14 protein-coding genes are annotated in these 14,166 nt (G+C 68.4%); 9 read left to right on the top strand and 5 right to left on the bottom strand.

The window, feature by feature from the left end:
* Positions 1-58: 58 nt before the first annotated feature.
* Both ACFPJ1_RS06455 and ACFPJ1_RS06450 read right to left on the bottom strand, forming a co-directional pair.
* On the bottom strand, positions 59-820 hold the full coding sequence (locus tag ACFPJ1_RS06455) for a rhomboid family intramembrane serine protease (protein WP_380101993.1): 762 nt from the start codon (positions 818-820) through the stop codon (positions 59-61).
* A 46-nt stretch (positions 821-866) separates the two neighbouring features.
* Positions 867-1,409, bottom strand: a complete 543-nt coding sequence (locus tag ACFPJ1_RS06450) for a peptidylprolyl isomerase (RefSeq protein ID WP_380101991.1) — start codon at positions 1,407-1,409, stop codon at positions 867-869.
* 242 nt (positions 1,410-1,651) lie between these two features.
* Here ACFPJ1_RS06450 and ACFPJ1_RS06445 point away from each other — a divergent pair, with 242 nt between their 5' ends.
* Entirely contained in the window at positions 1,652-2,488 is an 837-nt protein-coding gene (locus ACFPJ1_RS06445; protein ID WP_380101989.1) for a hypothetical protein, read from the top strand.
* A 149-nt stretch (positions 2,489-2,637) separates the two neighbouring features.
* Here ACFPJ1_RS06445 and ACFPJ1_RS06440 read toward each other — a convergent pair whose 3' ends face one another.
* Both ACFPJ1_RS06440 and ACFPJ1_RS06435 read right to left on the bottom strand, forming a co-directional pair.
* Positions 2,638-2,958 carry a hypothetical protein gene (locus ACFPJ1_RS06440; protein WP_380101987.1) on the bottom strand — a complete coding sequence of 107 codons (321 nt, stop codon included), beginning with the start codon at positions 2,956-2,958 and terminating at the stop codon, positions 2,638-2,640.
* A 344-nt stretch (positions 2,959-3,302) separates the two neighbouring features.
* On the bottom strand, positions 3,303-3,782 hold the full coding sequence (locus tag ACFPJ1_RS06435) for a methylated-DNA--[protein]-cysteine S-methyltransferase (protein WP_380101985.1): 480 nt from the start codon (positions 3,780-3,782) through the stop codon (positions 3,303-3,305).
* A gap of 238 nt (positions 3,783-4,020) precedes the next feature.
* On the opposite strand from ACFPJ1_RS06435, the gene ACFPJ1_RS06430 reads away from it, so the two are divergent.
* Positions 4,021-4,797 carry a DUF4328 domain-containing protein gene (locus tag ACFPJ1_RS06430; protein ID WP_380101983.1) on the top strand — a complete coding sequence of 259 codons (777 nt, stop codon included), beginning with the start codon at positions 4,021-4,023 and terminating at the stop codon, positions 4,795-4,797.
* Between the two features lie 226 nt (positions 4,798-5,023).
* Positions 5,024-7,108 carry a DUF4328 domain-containing protein gene (locus ACFPJ1_RS06425; RefSeq protein ID WP_380101981.1) on the top strand — a complete coding sequence of 695 codons (2,085 nt, stop codon included), beginning with the start codon at positions 5,024-5,026 and terminating at the stop codon, positions 7,106-7,108.
* A gap of 34 nt (positions 7,109-7,142) precedes the next feature.
* Here the strand turns inward: ACFPJ1_RS06425 and ACFPJ1_RS06420 are convergent, their stop codons facing one another.
* Complete coding sequence (locus tag ACFPJ1_RS06420; RefSeq protein ID WP_380101979.1) at positions 7,143-8,114, bottom strand: hydroxyacid dehydrogenase; 972 nt, start codon at positions 8,112-8,114, stop codon at positions 7,143-7,145.
* 153 nt (positions 8,115-8,267) lie between these two features.
* Between ACFPJ1_RS06420 and ACFPJ1_RS06415 the strand changes: the two genes are divergently transcribed.
* From ACFPJ1_RS06415 to ACFPJ1_RS06390, 6 genes are read left to right on the top strand one after another with little or no spacing between them, the layout of a single operon-like run.
* Positions 8,268-9,029: an extracellular solute-binding protein gene (locus ACFPJ1_RS06415; RefSeq protein WP_380101977.1), complete on the top strand. Its 762-nt coding sequence runs from the start codon at positions 8,268-8,270 to the stop codon at positions 9,027-9,029.
* Positions 9,023-9,553: an extracellular solute-binding protein gene (locus tag ACFPJ1_RS06410; protein ID WP_380101975.1), complete on the top strand. Its 531-nt coding sequence runs from the start codon at positions 9,023-9,025 to the stop codon at positions 9,551-9,553. Before ACFPJ1_RS06415 ends, ACFPJ1_RS06410 begins: the two co-directional genes overlap by 7 nt.
* On the top strand, positions 9,550-10,485 hold the full coding sequence (locus ACFPJ1_RS06405; RefSeq protein WP_380101973.1) for a carbohydrate ABC transporter permease: 936 nt from the start codon (positions 9,550-9,552) through the stop codon (positions 10,483-10,485). Before ACFPJ1_RS06410 ends, ACFPJ1_RS06405 begins: the two co-directional genes overlap by 4 nt.
* A complete protein-coding gene (locus ACFPJ1_RS06400) occupies positions 10,482-11,399 on the top strand; it encodes a carbohydrate ABC transporter permease (protein WP_380101971.1) in 918 nt (305 codons plus the stop codon). Before ACFPJ1_RS06405 ends, ACFPJ1_RS06400 begins: the two co-directional genes overlap by 4 nt.
* Complete coding sequence (locus ACFPJ1_RS06395; protein ID WP_380101969.1) at positions 11,396-12,187, top strand: sugar phosphate isomerase/epimerase family protein; 792 nt, start codon at positions 11,396-11,398, stop codon at positions 12,185-12,187. The genes ACFPJ1_RS06400 and ACFPJ1_RS06395 overlap by 4 nt, the downstream gene beginning before the upstream one ends.
* A 3-nt stretch (positions 12,188-12,190) precedes the next feature.
* The gene (locus tag ACFPJ1_RS06390) at positions 12,191-14,161 is read left to right on the top strand and encodes a DUF2264 domain-containing protein (RefSeq protein WP_380101967.1); all 1,971 of its coding nucleotides are present in this window, start codon (positions 12,191-12,193) and stop codon (positions 14,159-14,161) included.
* Positions 14,162-14,166 lie beyond the last annotated feature (5 nt).

The following is a 14,166-nucleotide window of genomic DNA, read 5'->3' as shown; positions in this document are numbered from 1 at the left end:
TACAAGACGAGTGCGGCCCGATGTCCCCGTTTTCCGGAGGGTTCCCCGATGGCGTGGGTCAGGTGCGGGCTTTGCTGCGGCGGCGCTTGGTGTCCTGGAGGAAGATCCAGGCGACGGCCGCGCCGGTGACGAAGCCGCCGAGGTGACCTTCCCAGGAGATGTTCGGGATGGTGAACGAGATCACCGCGGTGATCGCCACGTAGGCGATGATCCAGGTGACGTCGAGACCGCGCGCCCGGCTGATCACCAGCAGCGCGCCGACCAGGCCGAGCACCGCGCCGGACGCGCCGAGCGTGGCGCTGAAGGGCGAGCCGAGGAGCCAGACCGCGACGCTGCCGCCGACCGCGGACAGCAGGTAGAGCACGGTGAACCGGAGCCGGCCGAGCATCTGCTCGAGCGGCGGACCGACCACGTAGAGCATGAAGAGGTTCGAGAAGATGTGGAAGATCTGCACGTGGGTGTAGGCCGACGTGAGCAGCCGCCACGGCTCGGTGTCCACCAGTGCCGGGACCAGCACGAGGTCGTTGACGACCTGAGGGCCGCTGGTCCGCACGACGATGAACACCAGCACGTTCAGGGCGAGCATGGTGAAGGTGACGATCGGTGTGCTCCCGCGCGCCACGCCGCCCAGCGACGTACGGGTGCGGGGGATCGACTTCACGCCCTCGTTGAAACAGGACGGGCACTGGAAGCCGACGGACGCATCGTTCATACAAGCCGGGCAGATGGGCTTGTCGCAACGCTGGCAGCGAACGCCGGCCGGCCGATCCGGATGCCGGTAGCAGACGGTCTCGGTCACGCCGTGGCTCTCTCCAGTCATGAAAGGGTACGGGCCGGCCGCCTCGGCGGCCGGCCCGCGAAGTGGATCAGACGGTCTTGCGCTCGATCTTGACGCTGTTGATCACGATCGGCTCGATCGGCCGGTCGCCCGGCGCGGTCTTGGCGGTCGCGATCGCGTCGACGACCTTCTTCGACTCCTCGTCGGCGACCTCGCCGAAGATGGTGTGCTTGCGGTTCAGGTGCGGCGTCGGGACCACGGTGACGAAGAACTGCGACCCGTTGGTGCCCCGGCCGAACTGGATGCCCGCGTTCGCCATCGCCAGCAGGTACGGGCGGTCGAACTGCAGTTCCGGGTGGATCTCGTCGTCGAAGGCGTAGCCCGGCGAACCGGTACCGGTGCCGAGCGGGCAGCCGCCCTGGATCATGAAGCCGTCGATCACCCGGTGGAAGCCGAGGCCGTCGTAGAAGCGCGCCGTGCTGGGCTGACCGGTGGTCGGGTCGGTCCACTCCTTGGTGCCCTCGGCCAGGCCGACGAAGTTCTGCACGGTCTTCGGCGCTTGATCGGGGAACAGCTTGATGACGACATCACCCTTCGTCGTCTCCAGCGTCGCGAACAGTTCTTCGGCCACGAGATACTCCTCATCGGTTACGGCTTACGGCATCGATCCTGTCACGGGCCTCAAGGAGAGCCGTCATCGACCGGCCCGGCCGACAGCAAAGGGTGATCTCAGGGTCGGTCGCCGCCGTTTATCGGCTGGGTACGTCGTACGATGCAGAGACAGCCGGATTTGTCCAGAGCCGTACCAGATCGTCCATGCCGCCGATGGGCTCAAGAGTCGCCCATCGACGCGGGCGGTACCGAGGAGGAACCGTGGGTTCGTCGAAGTCCAAAGGCCGGGTCGAGACCGCGAAGGATCGGGTCCGGCCGTATGCCGAGTCGGCAACGCAGAAGGTCGGACCAATGGCCGGCCAGGTGCGCGACCACCTGGGGCCGGCAGTGGGCACCGCACGGGAGAAGGTGTCGCCGTACGCGGAGAAGGCCGTCGAGCGCGGCGCCGCCGTCGCCCAGACCGCGGTCGAGAAGGCGCAGCCGGTGATCGACGACGCGCTGAGCAAGGTCGGTCCCGCCACCGAGCACGCCGCCGAGAAGGCGCGTGAGCGGCTCAACGACGACCTGGTGCCGAAGGTGACCGCCGCGCTGGCCGCGCTGGCAGCCGCTGCCGAGCCGGTCATCGAGGAGAGCTCGCGCCGGGGCAAGGCCACCAAGGCCGCACTCAAGGGCGAGATCGACGTACCGAAGAAGGGCCACAAGTTCCGCAACTTCGTGCTCTTCCTCGGCTTCGGGGCGTTGGCCGCCGCGGCCGTCAAGAAGCTGCTGACCCCGCCGGAGCCGGCCTGGCAGTCGACCCCGACCAGCGGCCGCGACTACAGCTCGGCCCCAGCCGGTACGACGTCGCGCCCCGCCGCCGAGAAGCCGGCCGGAGCCACGACCGAGACACCGTCGAAGCCGGAGGCCAAGGACGAGACCGTTTCGTCCAACGGCAAGACCGAGGACGCGAAGCCGGAGGACGCGGAGCCCGAGGACGCGAAGCCCGAGGCCAAGGAAGACGACACGACCAAGTCCTCGTCTGACGGCACCGCGAAGAAGGCCACCTCGACCCAGCGCCGGTCCACCAGCTCCACCAACTCCAAGCCCACCGACTCCTGATCCCGGGCTGACGGTCTGACCGGCAGTCCCGCAAGACCCGCAACGGCGAAGGCCGCGACCCCATCCAGGGTTCGCGGCCTCCGTCATTCACCGCTGCATCGGCAGGCGTCGGCAGCCGCGGCATCACGCGGGCGCCGCAGCTGGAGTCGTCAGGCTTCTGGGGAGTCGGGGGTGTCCTTCTCCGGACGGGTGTTGGGGATTCGGCCCGCGGAGAGAAGTTGGGTGGCGTAGCGGTGGGTGATGCAGGGGTAAGTGCCGCCGCACTCGCGGCAGACGGCGTCGTTGCGGTGCAGCCAGGGCAGCACACCGAAACGCTTGATCCAGGTCAGCGGCTCACGGTCGGGCGCGTGCGCCTGCAGGGCCGAGCGGGCCGCGCTCTGGATCTCCGGTGCCGACCATTCCTCGGCACTCTTGTCCATCAACTCGCTCAGGTCCGGGTTCGGCACTGAGCTGGACGGGGGCTGGGTCATCTCGTTCGTCTCCGAGCAGGGGTCGGGGCGGTACGGGGTTCAGCGCGGCTACGGCAGCGGCGGACGGATCGCTGTTGCCGGACCACCTGGCGGGGCTGCGGAGACGAACCCTTGGAAGCTGGCGGCGCTGATCGAGGAGTCGGATGGGGCGGTCGGGTCGGATGGCGCGGTTATCGATCAAACATGTGATCAGAACGTGTCAGCGTGATCGCACACCGCGACATTAGCGCTCGGAAGGCGCACTCCCGCCACCCGGGTCCCCTCGCCCCCAAACCTTCATCCACCCCTTACCAACCGGCCCTGGAGATGGATCTCTCGAGGGCGTTCCGAGGCTGGTGGCGCGGTCAGAGCCAGGCGGTTTCCAGGGTGATCCTGGCTTCCAGTTCCAGCAGGTGGCGTTTGGTGGGGATGCCGCCGCCGAAGCCGACCATCTTGCCGCCGGCGCCGACGACGCGGTGGCAGGGCACGATCACCGCGATCGGGTTGTGGTTGCACGCCACCCCGACCGCCCGGGCCGCTCCCGGATCGCCGACCGCCTTCGCCACCTCGCCGTACGTCTGCATCTCGCCGTAGGGGATCCGGCGCAGCTGGGCCCAGACCGCGCGCTCGAACTCCGACCCGCCGCGCACCGACAGCGGCAGGTCGAACTCGGTGAGCTCACCGGCGAAGTACGCCTTCAACTGCTCCTGGGCAGCCGCCAGCAGGTCGTCCCGCTCGACCTGCGGGCCGACGTCGACCGCGCCGAAGTGCAGGCGGCAGAGACCCTCGTCGTCGACGGCGAGGGACAGGTCACCGACGGACGAATCGATCACAGACCAGCGCATGGATCGATTGTCCGCCCTGGCACCGACACTTTCCGCACCGCGAACCACCTCTCCGCCTCCACGGACCGTGCCGGGCGCGGCAGAATGGGGTCGGGCGCAGGACACCCGCCACGACGGGCACGCAAGGTCCTCGCCCGATCACGCCGGGTTGTGCTATTTGTGATTCCCCCCGCCTTACAACGGTGGATTTTGTCCGGTCGCTCATCCCTGGCACCGGGCCTGGTAACGAGGGGTGTACGTGACCGGTCATCAGTCAGGCGGTTCCCACCGGATGCCGAGCCGGCCACCCCAGCCGCCGCTGGACCGCTGGTTCAGTTCCGAGCAGGCGATGGGCCTGGCCGCCTCGATCCTGATCGGCCTGGTCACGGTGATGGGCTGGGCCACGGCCTGGTCCGACTGGCACTCGTACGCCGCGCTCAAGACGTACGAGGAGACCCGGAACGAGCGGCTGCTCGACCAGGCCGACCTGATCTCCGGCTCGCTCGGCATCGTCGCGGCGCTCGCGCTCCTCGCCGCCGCGGTGGTCTTCATCGTCTGGCTGTGGCGGGTCCGCTGGAACGCGGAGATGTTCTGCAAGGGCGAGCACCGCTTCACTCGGGGGTGGGTGCTCGGCAGCTGGATCTGCCCGGTGGTGAACCTCTGGTACCCGAAGTGGGTGGTGGACGACATCGTCGCCGCCAGTGACTCCCGGACGCCACCGTTGACACCAGTGCTGCGAGTCATTCCCGGCACCCGGCTGGTCTGGGCGTGGTGGCTGACCTGGGTGGTCGGGCTGGTGCTCGACAACATCGCCCAGCGCAGCGTGCTGGACGGGGTACCCCGACTCTCCGAACTCCGGACGAACGCTGTGATGTCCAGCATTTCCGCCCTCAGCACGACGGCCGCGGCCGTACTCGCAGTGATCCTCGTCCAGCGGATCAACGACCTGCAGATCCGCCGGCCGTGGATCCCGTGGTGGGCCGGCGACCCCGCTCAGCACCCGCTGAACGGACCGTGGCAACCTCCTGCGCGGTAAACCAAACCGTCACGGACCGTCGAGTCCGTCGTTACAAGTGGTGATGGGCGTACGAAAAGACCGCGTTAAGTCGATACCCTCCGTGCTGGCATCGACTCCACACGAGTACTTACTTCGTGGTATCAATGTGGCTCGGTCACGCGGGGGCAGGATTCGATCGAAACGCCGAACAGACGGAGTTCCAGCAACGCGAGGGACGCACGACGTGAGCCACCCGCAACGAGCAGTGCTTTCTGCTGTTGAAGAAAACGATGAGTGGCAGCCACACTCGCCTGAAGAATTTCAGGAGGTAGGCGCTGTCGGCCGGATCGCCATCGGCCTCCTCGGAGCCTCGACCCTCACGCATCTGCTCTGTACCTGGTCGGACTGGAACACCTACGGCGTCGTCCACACGTACCTGACCGGTGGACCGAACGTCGACGACGCGGATCTGAATCGCGCCGACAGCATCGCCCGGATCACCTCGATCCCGAACGTCATCATCTCCGTCGCCGCCGCCGTGGTCTTCGTGATCTGGCTGTGGCGGGCCCGGGTCAACTCCGAGGTCTTCTGCCAGGCCGACCACCGCCGCAGCCACGGCTGGGTGCTGGCCAGCTGGTTCTGCCCGGGGCCGAACCTCTGGTATCCCAAGCAGATAGTCGACGACGTCTGGCTGGCCAGCGATCCGAAGACTCCCGTCTACGCCGACGACCTCCGCCGGCTCAGGAAGCCCGTCCTCACGAACGTGTGGTGGGTGGCCTGGGTCGGCGCTCTCGTGTTCGACGTGGTGATCCGCCGGGCGCTGATGTGGATGGAGGCGACCGTCGGGTCGCTCCGCGGCATCGCCCTGGCCGGTACCGCGTCCCTCGTGCTGACCGCGATCTCCGCGGTCGGCGCGACGCTGGTGATCCGCAAGATCACCACCATGCAGACCACCCGCGAGTGGATCCCGTGGTGGGACCAGCGCGAGCCGAGGATCGCCGCGGTGCCGAGCTACCACGTCAGCCGGGTGATGGCCGACGACGACACCTCGGAGCAGCAGGTCATCTCCGAGCCGATCGCGGCGCCGCCCGTACGGGAGCGTCAGCTTCAACTCGCCGGCGGCTCGTCGTTCGGTGGGCCGGTGAACCCGCCGGCTGAAGAGGCGCCGAAGTGGAGCCCGTTCGCTCCGGTCGTGGAGACCTGGCAGGACACGCAGGACGCCGGCCCGGCGACACAGCGGTTCAGCCCGGTCGAGAGCTGGCGCGAGGACACCGGCCAGGTCGAGGAGGCGACTCCCTCCTACCGGCAGTCGGCCGCCGGCCTCGAGACCCCGAGCTGGTCGACCCCGGCCAACCCGTACACCCCGGCGAACGACGACCTGCTGTCCGCGCCGCTGCCGAGCTGGCAGGCCGAGACCGTCGCACCGCCGCCGCCTGTCCAGCCCGACCCGTACGCCTACCAGCCCGCAGCCCGTACCGCTGACCCGTACCAGCCCGCGGCCCGCACGGCCGAGCCGTCGGAGCCGTCCTGGGCCAGCTCGTACTCCGAGTCCTACTCGTCGTCCTACAGCAACTCCTCGGACTACTTGTCCTCCGCCGAGCCGGTCGCACCGGCCCCGCAGCCCGCACCCGAGCCTGAGCCCGCACCCGTTGCGCGCGCCGGTCGCAGGGCCGCTCGGGTCGCGGTGGACAGCCCGTCCGCGGTCCAGGCCGCGGTGCCGAGTTCCGCGAGCTACTACGAGCAGGCGCCGGCCATCTCCGAGCCGGACGACTTCCTGACCCCGTCGAAGCCGCTCCCGCCGGTCCCGTCGTTCGGCCCCGAGCCGTCCTACACGCCGGAGCCCACCTACGCCCCGGAGCCGACGTACCCCGCGTACGACGCCCCGGCGGTCCCGTCGACCTACGAGTCGTCGTACACCTCGGACTACTCGACGTCGTACCAGTACTCCGAGCCGGAGACGCCGCAGGCGCCCGAGTCGACGTACACCCCGGAGAGCAACTACAGCCCGTCCTCGTACGAGTCGTACTCCTCGGAGCCTTCGACATACGACAACTACAGCTCGACGTACGACTCCTCGTACTCGTCGCAGCAGAGCTCGTACACCGAGTCGGACTACAACAGCGAGAGCTACGACACGTCGTACAGCCCGAACTACACGCAGGAGTCCTACAGCACCGACTACTCCACCCCGGAGTACGGCACCAGCTACTCGGACCAGCCGGCCACGGACTACCAGCAGAACTCGCCGTACTCCTACGAGGCTCCGGCCCAGCCGGCCGCCCCGGAGCCGGAGAAGGACGAGTCCGAGATCACGGCACCCCGGACCCACCCCCGCCGTCGCTGGGTCTGACCCAGGCCGGCTAACCAGCAGGCCCGTCGAGACGTCAGGCCATCAGGTCGTACGTCGAGGGGTAGACCTCGTGCTGCAGGTCCAGCCCCGCGCAGTACCGGCGGATCTCCGTGACCACTATCGAGCCCTGGGTACGCCGCGAGTGCCAGGTCTGCGCGCCGAGGTGCGGGGTGAGCAGCACGTTCGGGAGCTGCCACCACTCCGAGTCGGCCGGTAGCGGCTCGGAGTCGAACACGTCCATCGCCGCGCTCAACCGCCCGGTGCGCAGTTCGGCCAGCAGCGCCTCGGTGTCGACCAGCGCGGACCGGGCGGTGTTGACGAGTACGCCGCCGTCCGGGATCAGCGCAAGCTCGTCCGCGCCCATCATGTGCCGGGTCTCCGCGGTGACAGGCGCGTGCAGAGCGACGACGGTCGACCGGGCCAGCAGTACCTCGAGCGGCACGAGCCGAGCGCCGAGCTCTTTGGCTTCGCTCTCGTCCAGATAGGGGTCGTGCAGCAGAACCTCGGAGCCGGCCGCGACCACCAACTTCAGGTAGGCCCGCCCGACACGGCTCGCACCGATCACGCCCACGGTCGTCTCCGCCAGGGTCAGCCCGAGGCCGAAGCCGGCACCGGCCCAGTCGCGCCGGCCGGTCATCACTCGGTCGACCCGATCGAGATCCCGCAGCCGCGAGATCGTCATGTACACGGCAAGCTCTGCGACCGCTTGAGCCATCCCGGCCGACGCCTGGCTGACCCGCAACCCGCGCTCGAGCAGGCCGGGCGGGACCAGTCCGCGGATCGTCCCCGCGCTGTGGACGACGAGTTTCAGCCGCTCGCCGGGATCGGCGGGCAACGGCCGCGACCCCCAACCGGTGATCAGCACGTCCGCCGCCAACCGCTCGTCCGGACCAGGCGGACCGGACGGACGCACCACCCGCGCCAGTGGCGCCAGGCGCCGCTCGAGCTCGGAGCCGAAGAGCTCGGTCTCCAGGACGGGCGGCAGATCGACGAAGACAGCGATCATGGACGGACCTTCCAGTAGTAACAGCTGATCGTGTTTCTAGCTCGTTCCCATAGTGTTAGCCGGGTATTGCGAAACGATACTAGAAATGCCTACTGTAGCGGGAAGCGTTTACCGGCCCGCCGACGAGGCCGCGGACAGGAAGTGGTGAAGGGTATGCAGCGAGGACTCAAGGCCGCGGGGGCAGCGGTTCTGGCCGTCGCGATGGCGGCATTGGCCGGTTGTTCCAGCGGTGGCGGCGACTCGGCCCAGGAGGGCCAGGATCCGGCGACCGCGACCGGGACCCTGCGGGTGGTGGTGCCGAACTTCTCCGCGGACAACGAAGGTCAGGCGGTCTTCCAGGGCATCGTGGACATCTTCCACAAGACGTACCCGCAGATGAAGGTCGAGCCCGACTTCGTCCCGTACGACAACCTGAACCAGAAGATCTCCACCGCGCTGTCCGCCGGCAGCAACTACGACGTGGTCAGCGCCGGCATCGGCTGGGTCCAGCCGCTCGCCGACCTCGGCGCGATCCAGAGCCTGACCAAGCTGGGGGTGAAGACCGAGGACCTGGAGAAGACGGTCTACCCGGCGTTCGTCCCGCCGATGAAGTTCGACAACGACCTGTACGCCGTGCCGATCGTGGCGAATCCGCGGCTGCTCGCGTACAGCAAGAGCGCGTTCACCGAGGCCGGCCTCGACCCGGCGAAGCCGCCGCAGTCGCTGGCGGAACTGCGCGAGGACGCGAAGAAGCTGACCAAGCGCGACGCCAAGGGCCAGCTCACCCGGACCGGCTTCGACTTCTGGGCCCCGGCGAGCAACTACCGCCAGCAGTTCGTCGCCTTCATGGGCGCCAAGGGTGGCCAGATGTTCGACGCCGACGGCCAGCCGACCTTCGCGGCACGGACGCGCTCGAGCTGGTCCACCAGATGGTGAGCGTCGACAAGTCGTCCACCTACGGCTACCAGAACAGCGCGAAGACCGCCCTCGTCACCACCGGCGAGGCCGCAATGGGCTTCGCCAGCCCGTACGTCGACTGCGGCACCTCCGGCGAGGGCATCGGCGCCAAGTGCAAGGACCTCGTCTACTTCAACCTGAAGGACAGCAAGGAGGTCATGTACGTCGGTGGCCGGGTCGCGGCGGTCGGCGACGGCACGAAGTACCCGCAGGCTGCGCTGGCGTTCATCAAGGCGATGCAGGACCAGAAGTCGCAGGAGACGATCTCCAAGCTCGACGTCGGGGTGCCGATCAGCAGCGACGCGGGTGACTCCGCGTTCGTGAAGTCGAACCCGGCCGGCTCGTTCGCCTGGAAGAACCTGGACAAGGCGGTCTTCGAGTACGGCGGCGCCACCTTCCTCGACTTCCGGGCCAAGTTCGGCCCGTCGCTCGACGAGGTGATCCTGGGCAAGAAGTCCGCGGCCGACGCGCTGAAGGAACTCGACACCGTGGCGCGCAAGTGACCGCGCAAACCGTCGAGCGGCCGGCTCTGGTGACTCCGGAGCCGGCCCGGCCGAGGCGCAACGGAGTGGAGCGGGCGAAGGCCCGGGCGGGCTGGATCCTGCTCGCGCCGTCGCTGGTCCACTCAGTGATCTTCATCGCGATCCCCGGCCTGATGGCGATCTACCTGAGCTTCACCAACGCCCGGGTGGCCGGGCAGGGCGACTGGATCGGGATCAAGAACTACCTCGACCTGTTCCAGGACGCGGACTTCCTGAAGGCACTGAAGAACACGCTGCTCTACACGGTCGCGGTGGTCCCGGTCGCGATGGCGCTGTCCCTGGCCGTCGCGATCGGCCTGAACCAGAAGATCCCCGGCCGCGCGTTGTTCCGCACCCTCTTCTACATTCCGGTGGTCACCTCGACCGTCGCGGTCGCCGCGGTGTGGCTGTGGATCTACAACCCGGCCGCCGGGCTCGGGAACCAGGTGCTCTCCTTCTTCGGCGTCGCGCGCTCCGGCTGGCTGACCGATCCGTCCGTCGCGCTGCCAGCGCTGATGGTGGTAGGCATCTGGCAGGGCCTCGGCGCCAAGATGATCATCTACCTGGCCGCGCTGCAGAGCATCTCGCAGGATCTGCTCGAGGCGGCCAAACTCGACGGCGCCTCGAAGTGGCAGACCTTCTGGCATGTCACCTGGCCGGGTCTCGCGCCGGTGCACTTCTTCATTCTCGTCACCTCGATCGCCAGTTCGTTCCAGGTGTTCGACCTGATCTACGTGACCACCGGTGGCGGCCCGGCGAACGCCACCAACGTGCTCACCTTCGACATCTTCAGCAACGCGTTCGAGCGGCTGCACATCGGCTACGCCTCCGCCGAGACCGTGGTGATGCTGGTCTTCGTCGGCCTGCTGATCAGCGTCGGCCGCCTGAGCATGCGCAACCGGGAGGACCTGTGAGCACCGTCGCCGCACCCCGTACTCCAGCCCGCGCCACGGCCCGCCGTACCGGACCGGGACTGACCCCGGGCAGAGCCGCCCTGATGGTGGTGCTGGCCGTCGGCGGTTTCCTGATGGTGGTGCCGTTCCTGTGGATGATCCTGACGTCGTTCAAGACGCTCAACGAGGTCAACGGCTTCGCCTGGCTGCCGAACCACGTCGAGTGGATGAACTACGTCAACGCACTGAAGGCGGCGCCGTTCGCGACGTACTTCCGCAACAGCCTGATCGTCGTGGTCGGCCAGACCATCCCGGTCCTGCTGTTCTGTACGGCGGCCGGCTACGCGCTCGCGCAACTCCCGATCCGCGGCCGCAAGGGGATCCTGAACTACTTCATCCTGCTGCTGATCGTGCCGTTCCAGGTGCTCATCGTGCCGCTGTTCCTGGTGGTCCGGCGGATCCCGCTGGCCGGGGGCAACGACATCCTCGGCAACGGCGGCACCGGCTGGCTGAACACCTGGGCGGCGCTGATCGTGCCGTTCGTCTCAGCGCCGCTGTTCACCTTCCTGGCCCGGCAGTTCTTCGTCTCGCTGCCGGCCGAGCTGGCCGACGCGGCCCGGGTCGACGGCGTCTCCGAGATCGGGATCTTCTTCCGGATCATGGCGCCGCTGGCCGCGCCCGCGTTCGTCACGATCACGCTGTTCAACGTCGAGTCCGCCTGGAACGGCTTCATCTGGCCCCTGGTGGCGACCAGCTCGGAGAACCTGCGGCCGCTGCAGTTCGGCCTCGCGACCTTCGCGCAGGGCTCGAGCAGTGTGCAGTGGCCGTTCCTGATGGCGATGTCCGCACTCGCTACGCTGCCGATGATCTTGCTGTTCATCTTCGGCCAGCGGTACTTCATCGCGGGCATGGCTACCTCAGGGATCAAGGGATGACAAAACTCGCCTTCTCCACGCTGGGTTGCCCCGGCGCATCTCTCGACCACGTCCTGAAACTTGCTCAAGGCAACAATATCTCCGGCCTCGAGCTCCGCACCGCGGACGACGAGTTCACCCACACCGGTCTGACCACCCCGGAACGCCGCGACCTACGTTCCCGGATCGAGGACGCCGGACTGGAGATCCTCGCGATCAACAGTTACGTCAAGCTGTGTGCGGTCGAGGAGCAACCCCTCGAAGCGCACCTCGAACTCGCCGCCGACCTGGGCGCTCGCGGCGTCCGCGTCTTCCCAGGCGACGACCCCGGTACGGCGTCTGAGGCGGGTGATTCGCCCACGCCAGGCGAGATCCGCGCGCTCGACCAGGTCACGACTGCACCGCGGGAGGTCGCCATCCTGCTGGAGACCCACGACTCGCACTCGGCCGGCCGGAGGATGACCGCGCTGTGCGGGTTGCTCGACAGCGAGGTCCCGGGGCACAACGCCAGGGTCATCTGGGACAGCGCGCACACCTGGAGCCACGGTGAGACGCCGGCCGAGGCGCTCGACCTGCTGAAGCCGTGGATCGACTTCGTCCAGATCAAGGACGAGGACTCCGCCAAGGACTACAAGCCGGTGCCGATCGGTGCTGGTGACTACCCGATCGACCAACTACTGGTGGCGTTGCGGGGCACGGAGTACTGGCTTTCGTTGGAGTGGGAGCTCAAGTGGCACCCGCACCTGCCGCCGCTGGACGAGGCCCTGCCCGCCACCTGGAACTGGATCTCCGCCGCCGAAGAAAGGTAATCCATGCAACCCGTGCTGCCCCCGCTACAGGTTTCCGGACCGCTGGGCTCGTTACTCCCCGACGAGGACCGCGCTCTGAGCCCGTACACCGGGCTGACCCGCGACCACTGGGTCGCCGTCGCCGACCACCTGCTGCAGTCGGCCGACGCCTACCGGTCCCCGCAGGGCGCACGGATCAACTTCCCGGGCCGTCCGTCCCAGCAAGGGCCGGCGACCGACGGGCTCGAAGGCTTCGCCCGCACCTTCCTGCTGGCGGCCTTCCTGCACGCGGGTGGCTCGGACAAGAACGGCCACCTGCAGAGGTACGTCGACGGCCTGGTCGCGGGCACCCGCACGGTCGGTGCCGATGACGACGAGTCCTGGCCGGTGGTCGGGCACATCGGCCGGACCGGGCAGCCGCACGTCGAGGCGGCCGGCATCGCGCTCAGCCTGCACCTCACAAAGGACGACACCTGGGGACGACTCGCGCCCGACGAGCAGGACCGCCTGGCCGCCTGGTTCCGAGCGACGATCGAGCAGGAGCCATCGCCGAACAACTGGTACCTCTTCCCGGCCACGATCGCGAGCTTCCTCGAAGGAGTCGGCCGCGCGGACGAGCAGACCCAGTACGTGATCGAGCGGGCCCTCGGGCTGATCGAGGGCTGGTATCGCGGCGAGGGCTGGTACAGCGACGGCGCGGGCGACGCGTTCGACCACTACGTCGGCTGGGCGATGCACCTCTACCCGGTGCTGCACGCGCACCTCCGCGGCCTGACGGCGCTCGAGGAGAAGCTCGGGCCACGGCTGAAGGAGTTCCTGGAGACGTTCGGGAAGACCTTCGACCGCGACGGCTCACCGCTGTACTACGGCCGCAGCATGACCTACCGTACGGCGACCCTGGCGGCGGTGGCTCTCGGCGAAATGGCGAGCCAGACCCCTCTGAGCCCCGGCCAGTCGCGGCGCATCCTGTCCGCGGGACTGCGCTACTTCGTCGAACGCGGCTCGATCACGGAGCACGGCGTCCTCTCGCTCGGGTGGCACGGCGAGCACCTGCCGACCATCCAGCGGTACTCCGGCCCGGGTTCGCCGTACTGGGCGTCGAAGGGGTTCCTGGCGCTGATGCTGCCAGCGGATCATCCGGTCTGGACGGCGGCCGAAGAGGAGTTGCCCGCGGACAGCGCCGACTACGTGCGTGCGGTGGCGCCGGCGGGGCTGCTGATCCAGAACACGGCGGCTGATGGACTCGTGCGGGTCCACAACCACGGCAGCGACCACCTGAAGCCGGACGCCGCGGACGCGGGAGCGCCTGATCCGCTCTACTCGCGCTTCGGCTACTCGACCCGGACCGGGCCGACCTCGCTGCACGATCCGTCGGACAACGACCTGCAGGTGAAGATCCGCCGGGTCTGGAGTGCGCGGCGCCGGATCCACAACACCGCGGCGGGGGACAACTGGCTCGCGTCCTGGCACGCGCCGCGGTTCCCCCGGTTCTCGCCGTGGGAGGGGAGCGACACGGCCGACGGTGGACCGGTGCTGCCGTCGGCGCGGATCGACAGCATCACCGCGGTGCAGGGTGCGCTCGAGGTACGGATCCACCGGCTGGTCTGGGTTCCGCCCGCGCTGCCGGTGCGGTTGGCGGGCTGGGCGGTGGCGGGGTCACACCCGTCCGACTTCGAACAAGCCGTCGCCGGTACGACTGTCGGCGTACAGGCCGGGGGACTTCGGTCGAATGTGTCCGGCTTGCACGGTTGGGAATCGGCCGGCTCGGTGTCCGCGTCCTACGGGACCGCGTACGGCGAATGGGCGGTCGTGCCCGAGCTGCTCGGCACGACCTCGAAGGAGAACACCGTCTATGTGGCGAGTGCTTCGCTGAGCGGTGTCGAGGTGGAGGACACCGTCAGCGCGAGCGTGGACGGCGTGGTCGCGACGGTGACGTGGCCGGACGGGCGCGAGCAGGAGTTCGACCTCGACGCAATTTTCACCGGGATCAGGTAAGAAGG

It is taken from the genome of Kribbella qitaiheensis, from assembly GCF_042657745.1.
Taxonomy (GTDB): domain Bacteria; phylum Actinomycetota; class Actinomycetes; order Propionibacteriales; family Kribbellaceae; genus Kribbella; species Kribbella qitaiheensis.
The sequence above is the reverse complement of the archived record's forward strand: the minus strand, read 5'-3'. Positions and strand labels throughout refer to the sequence as shown.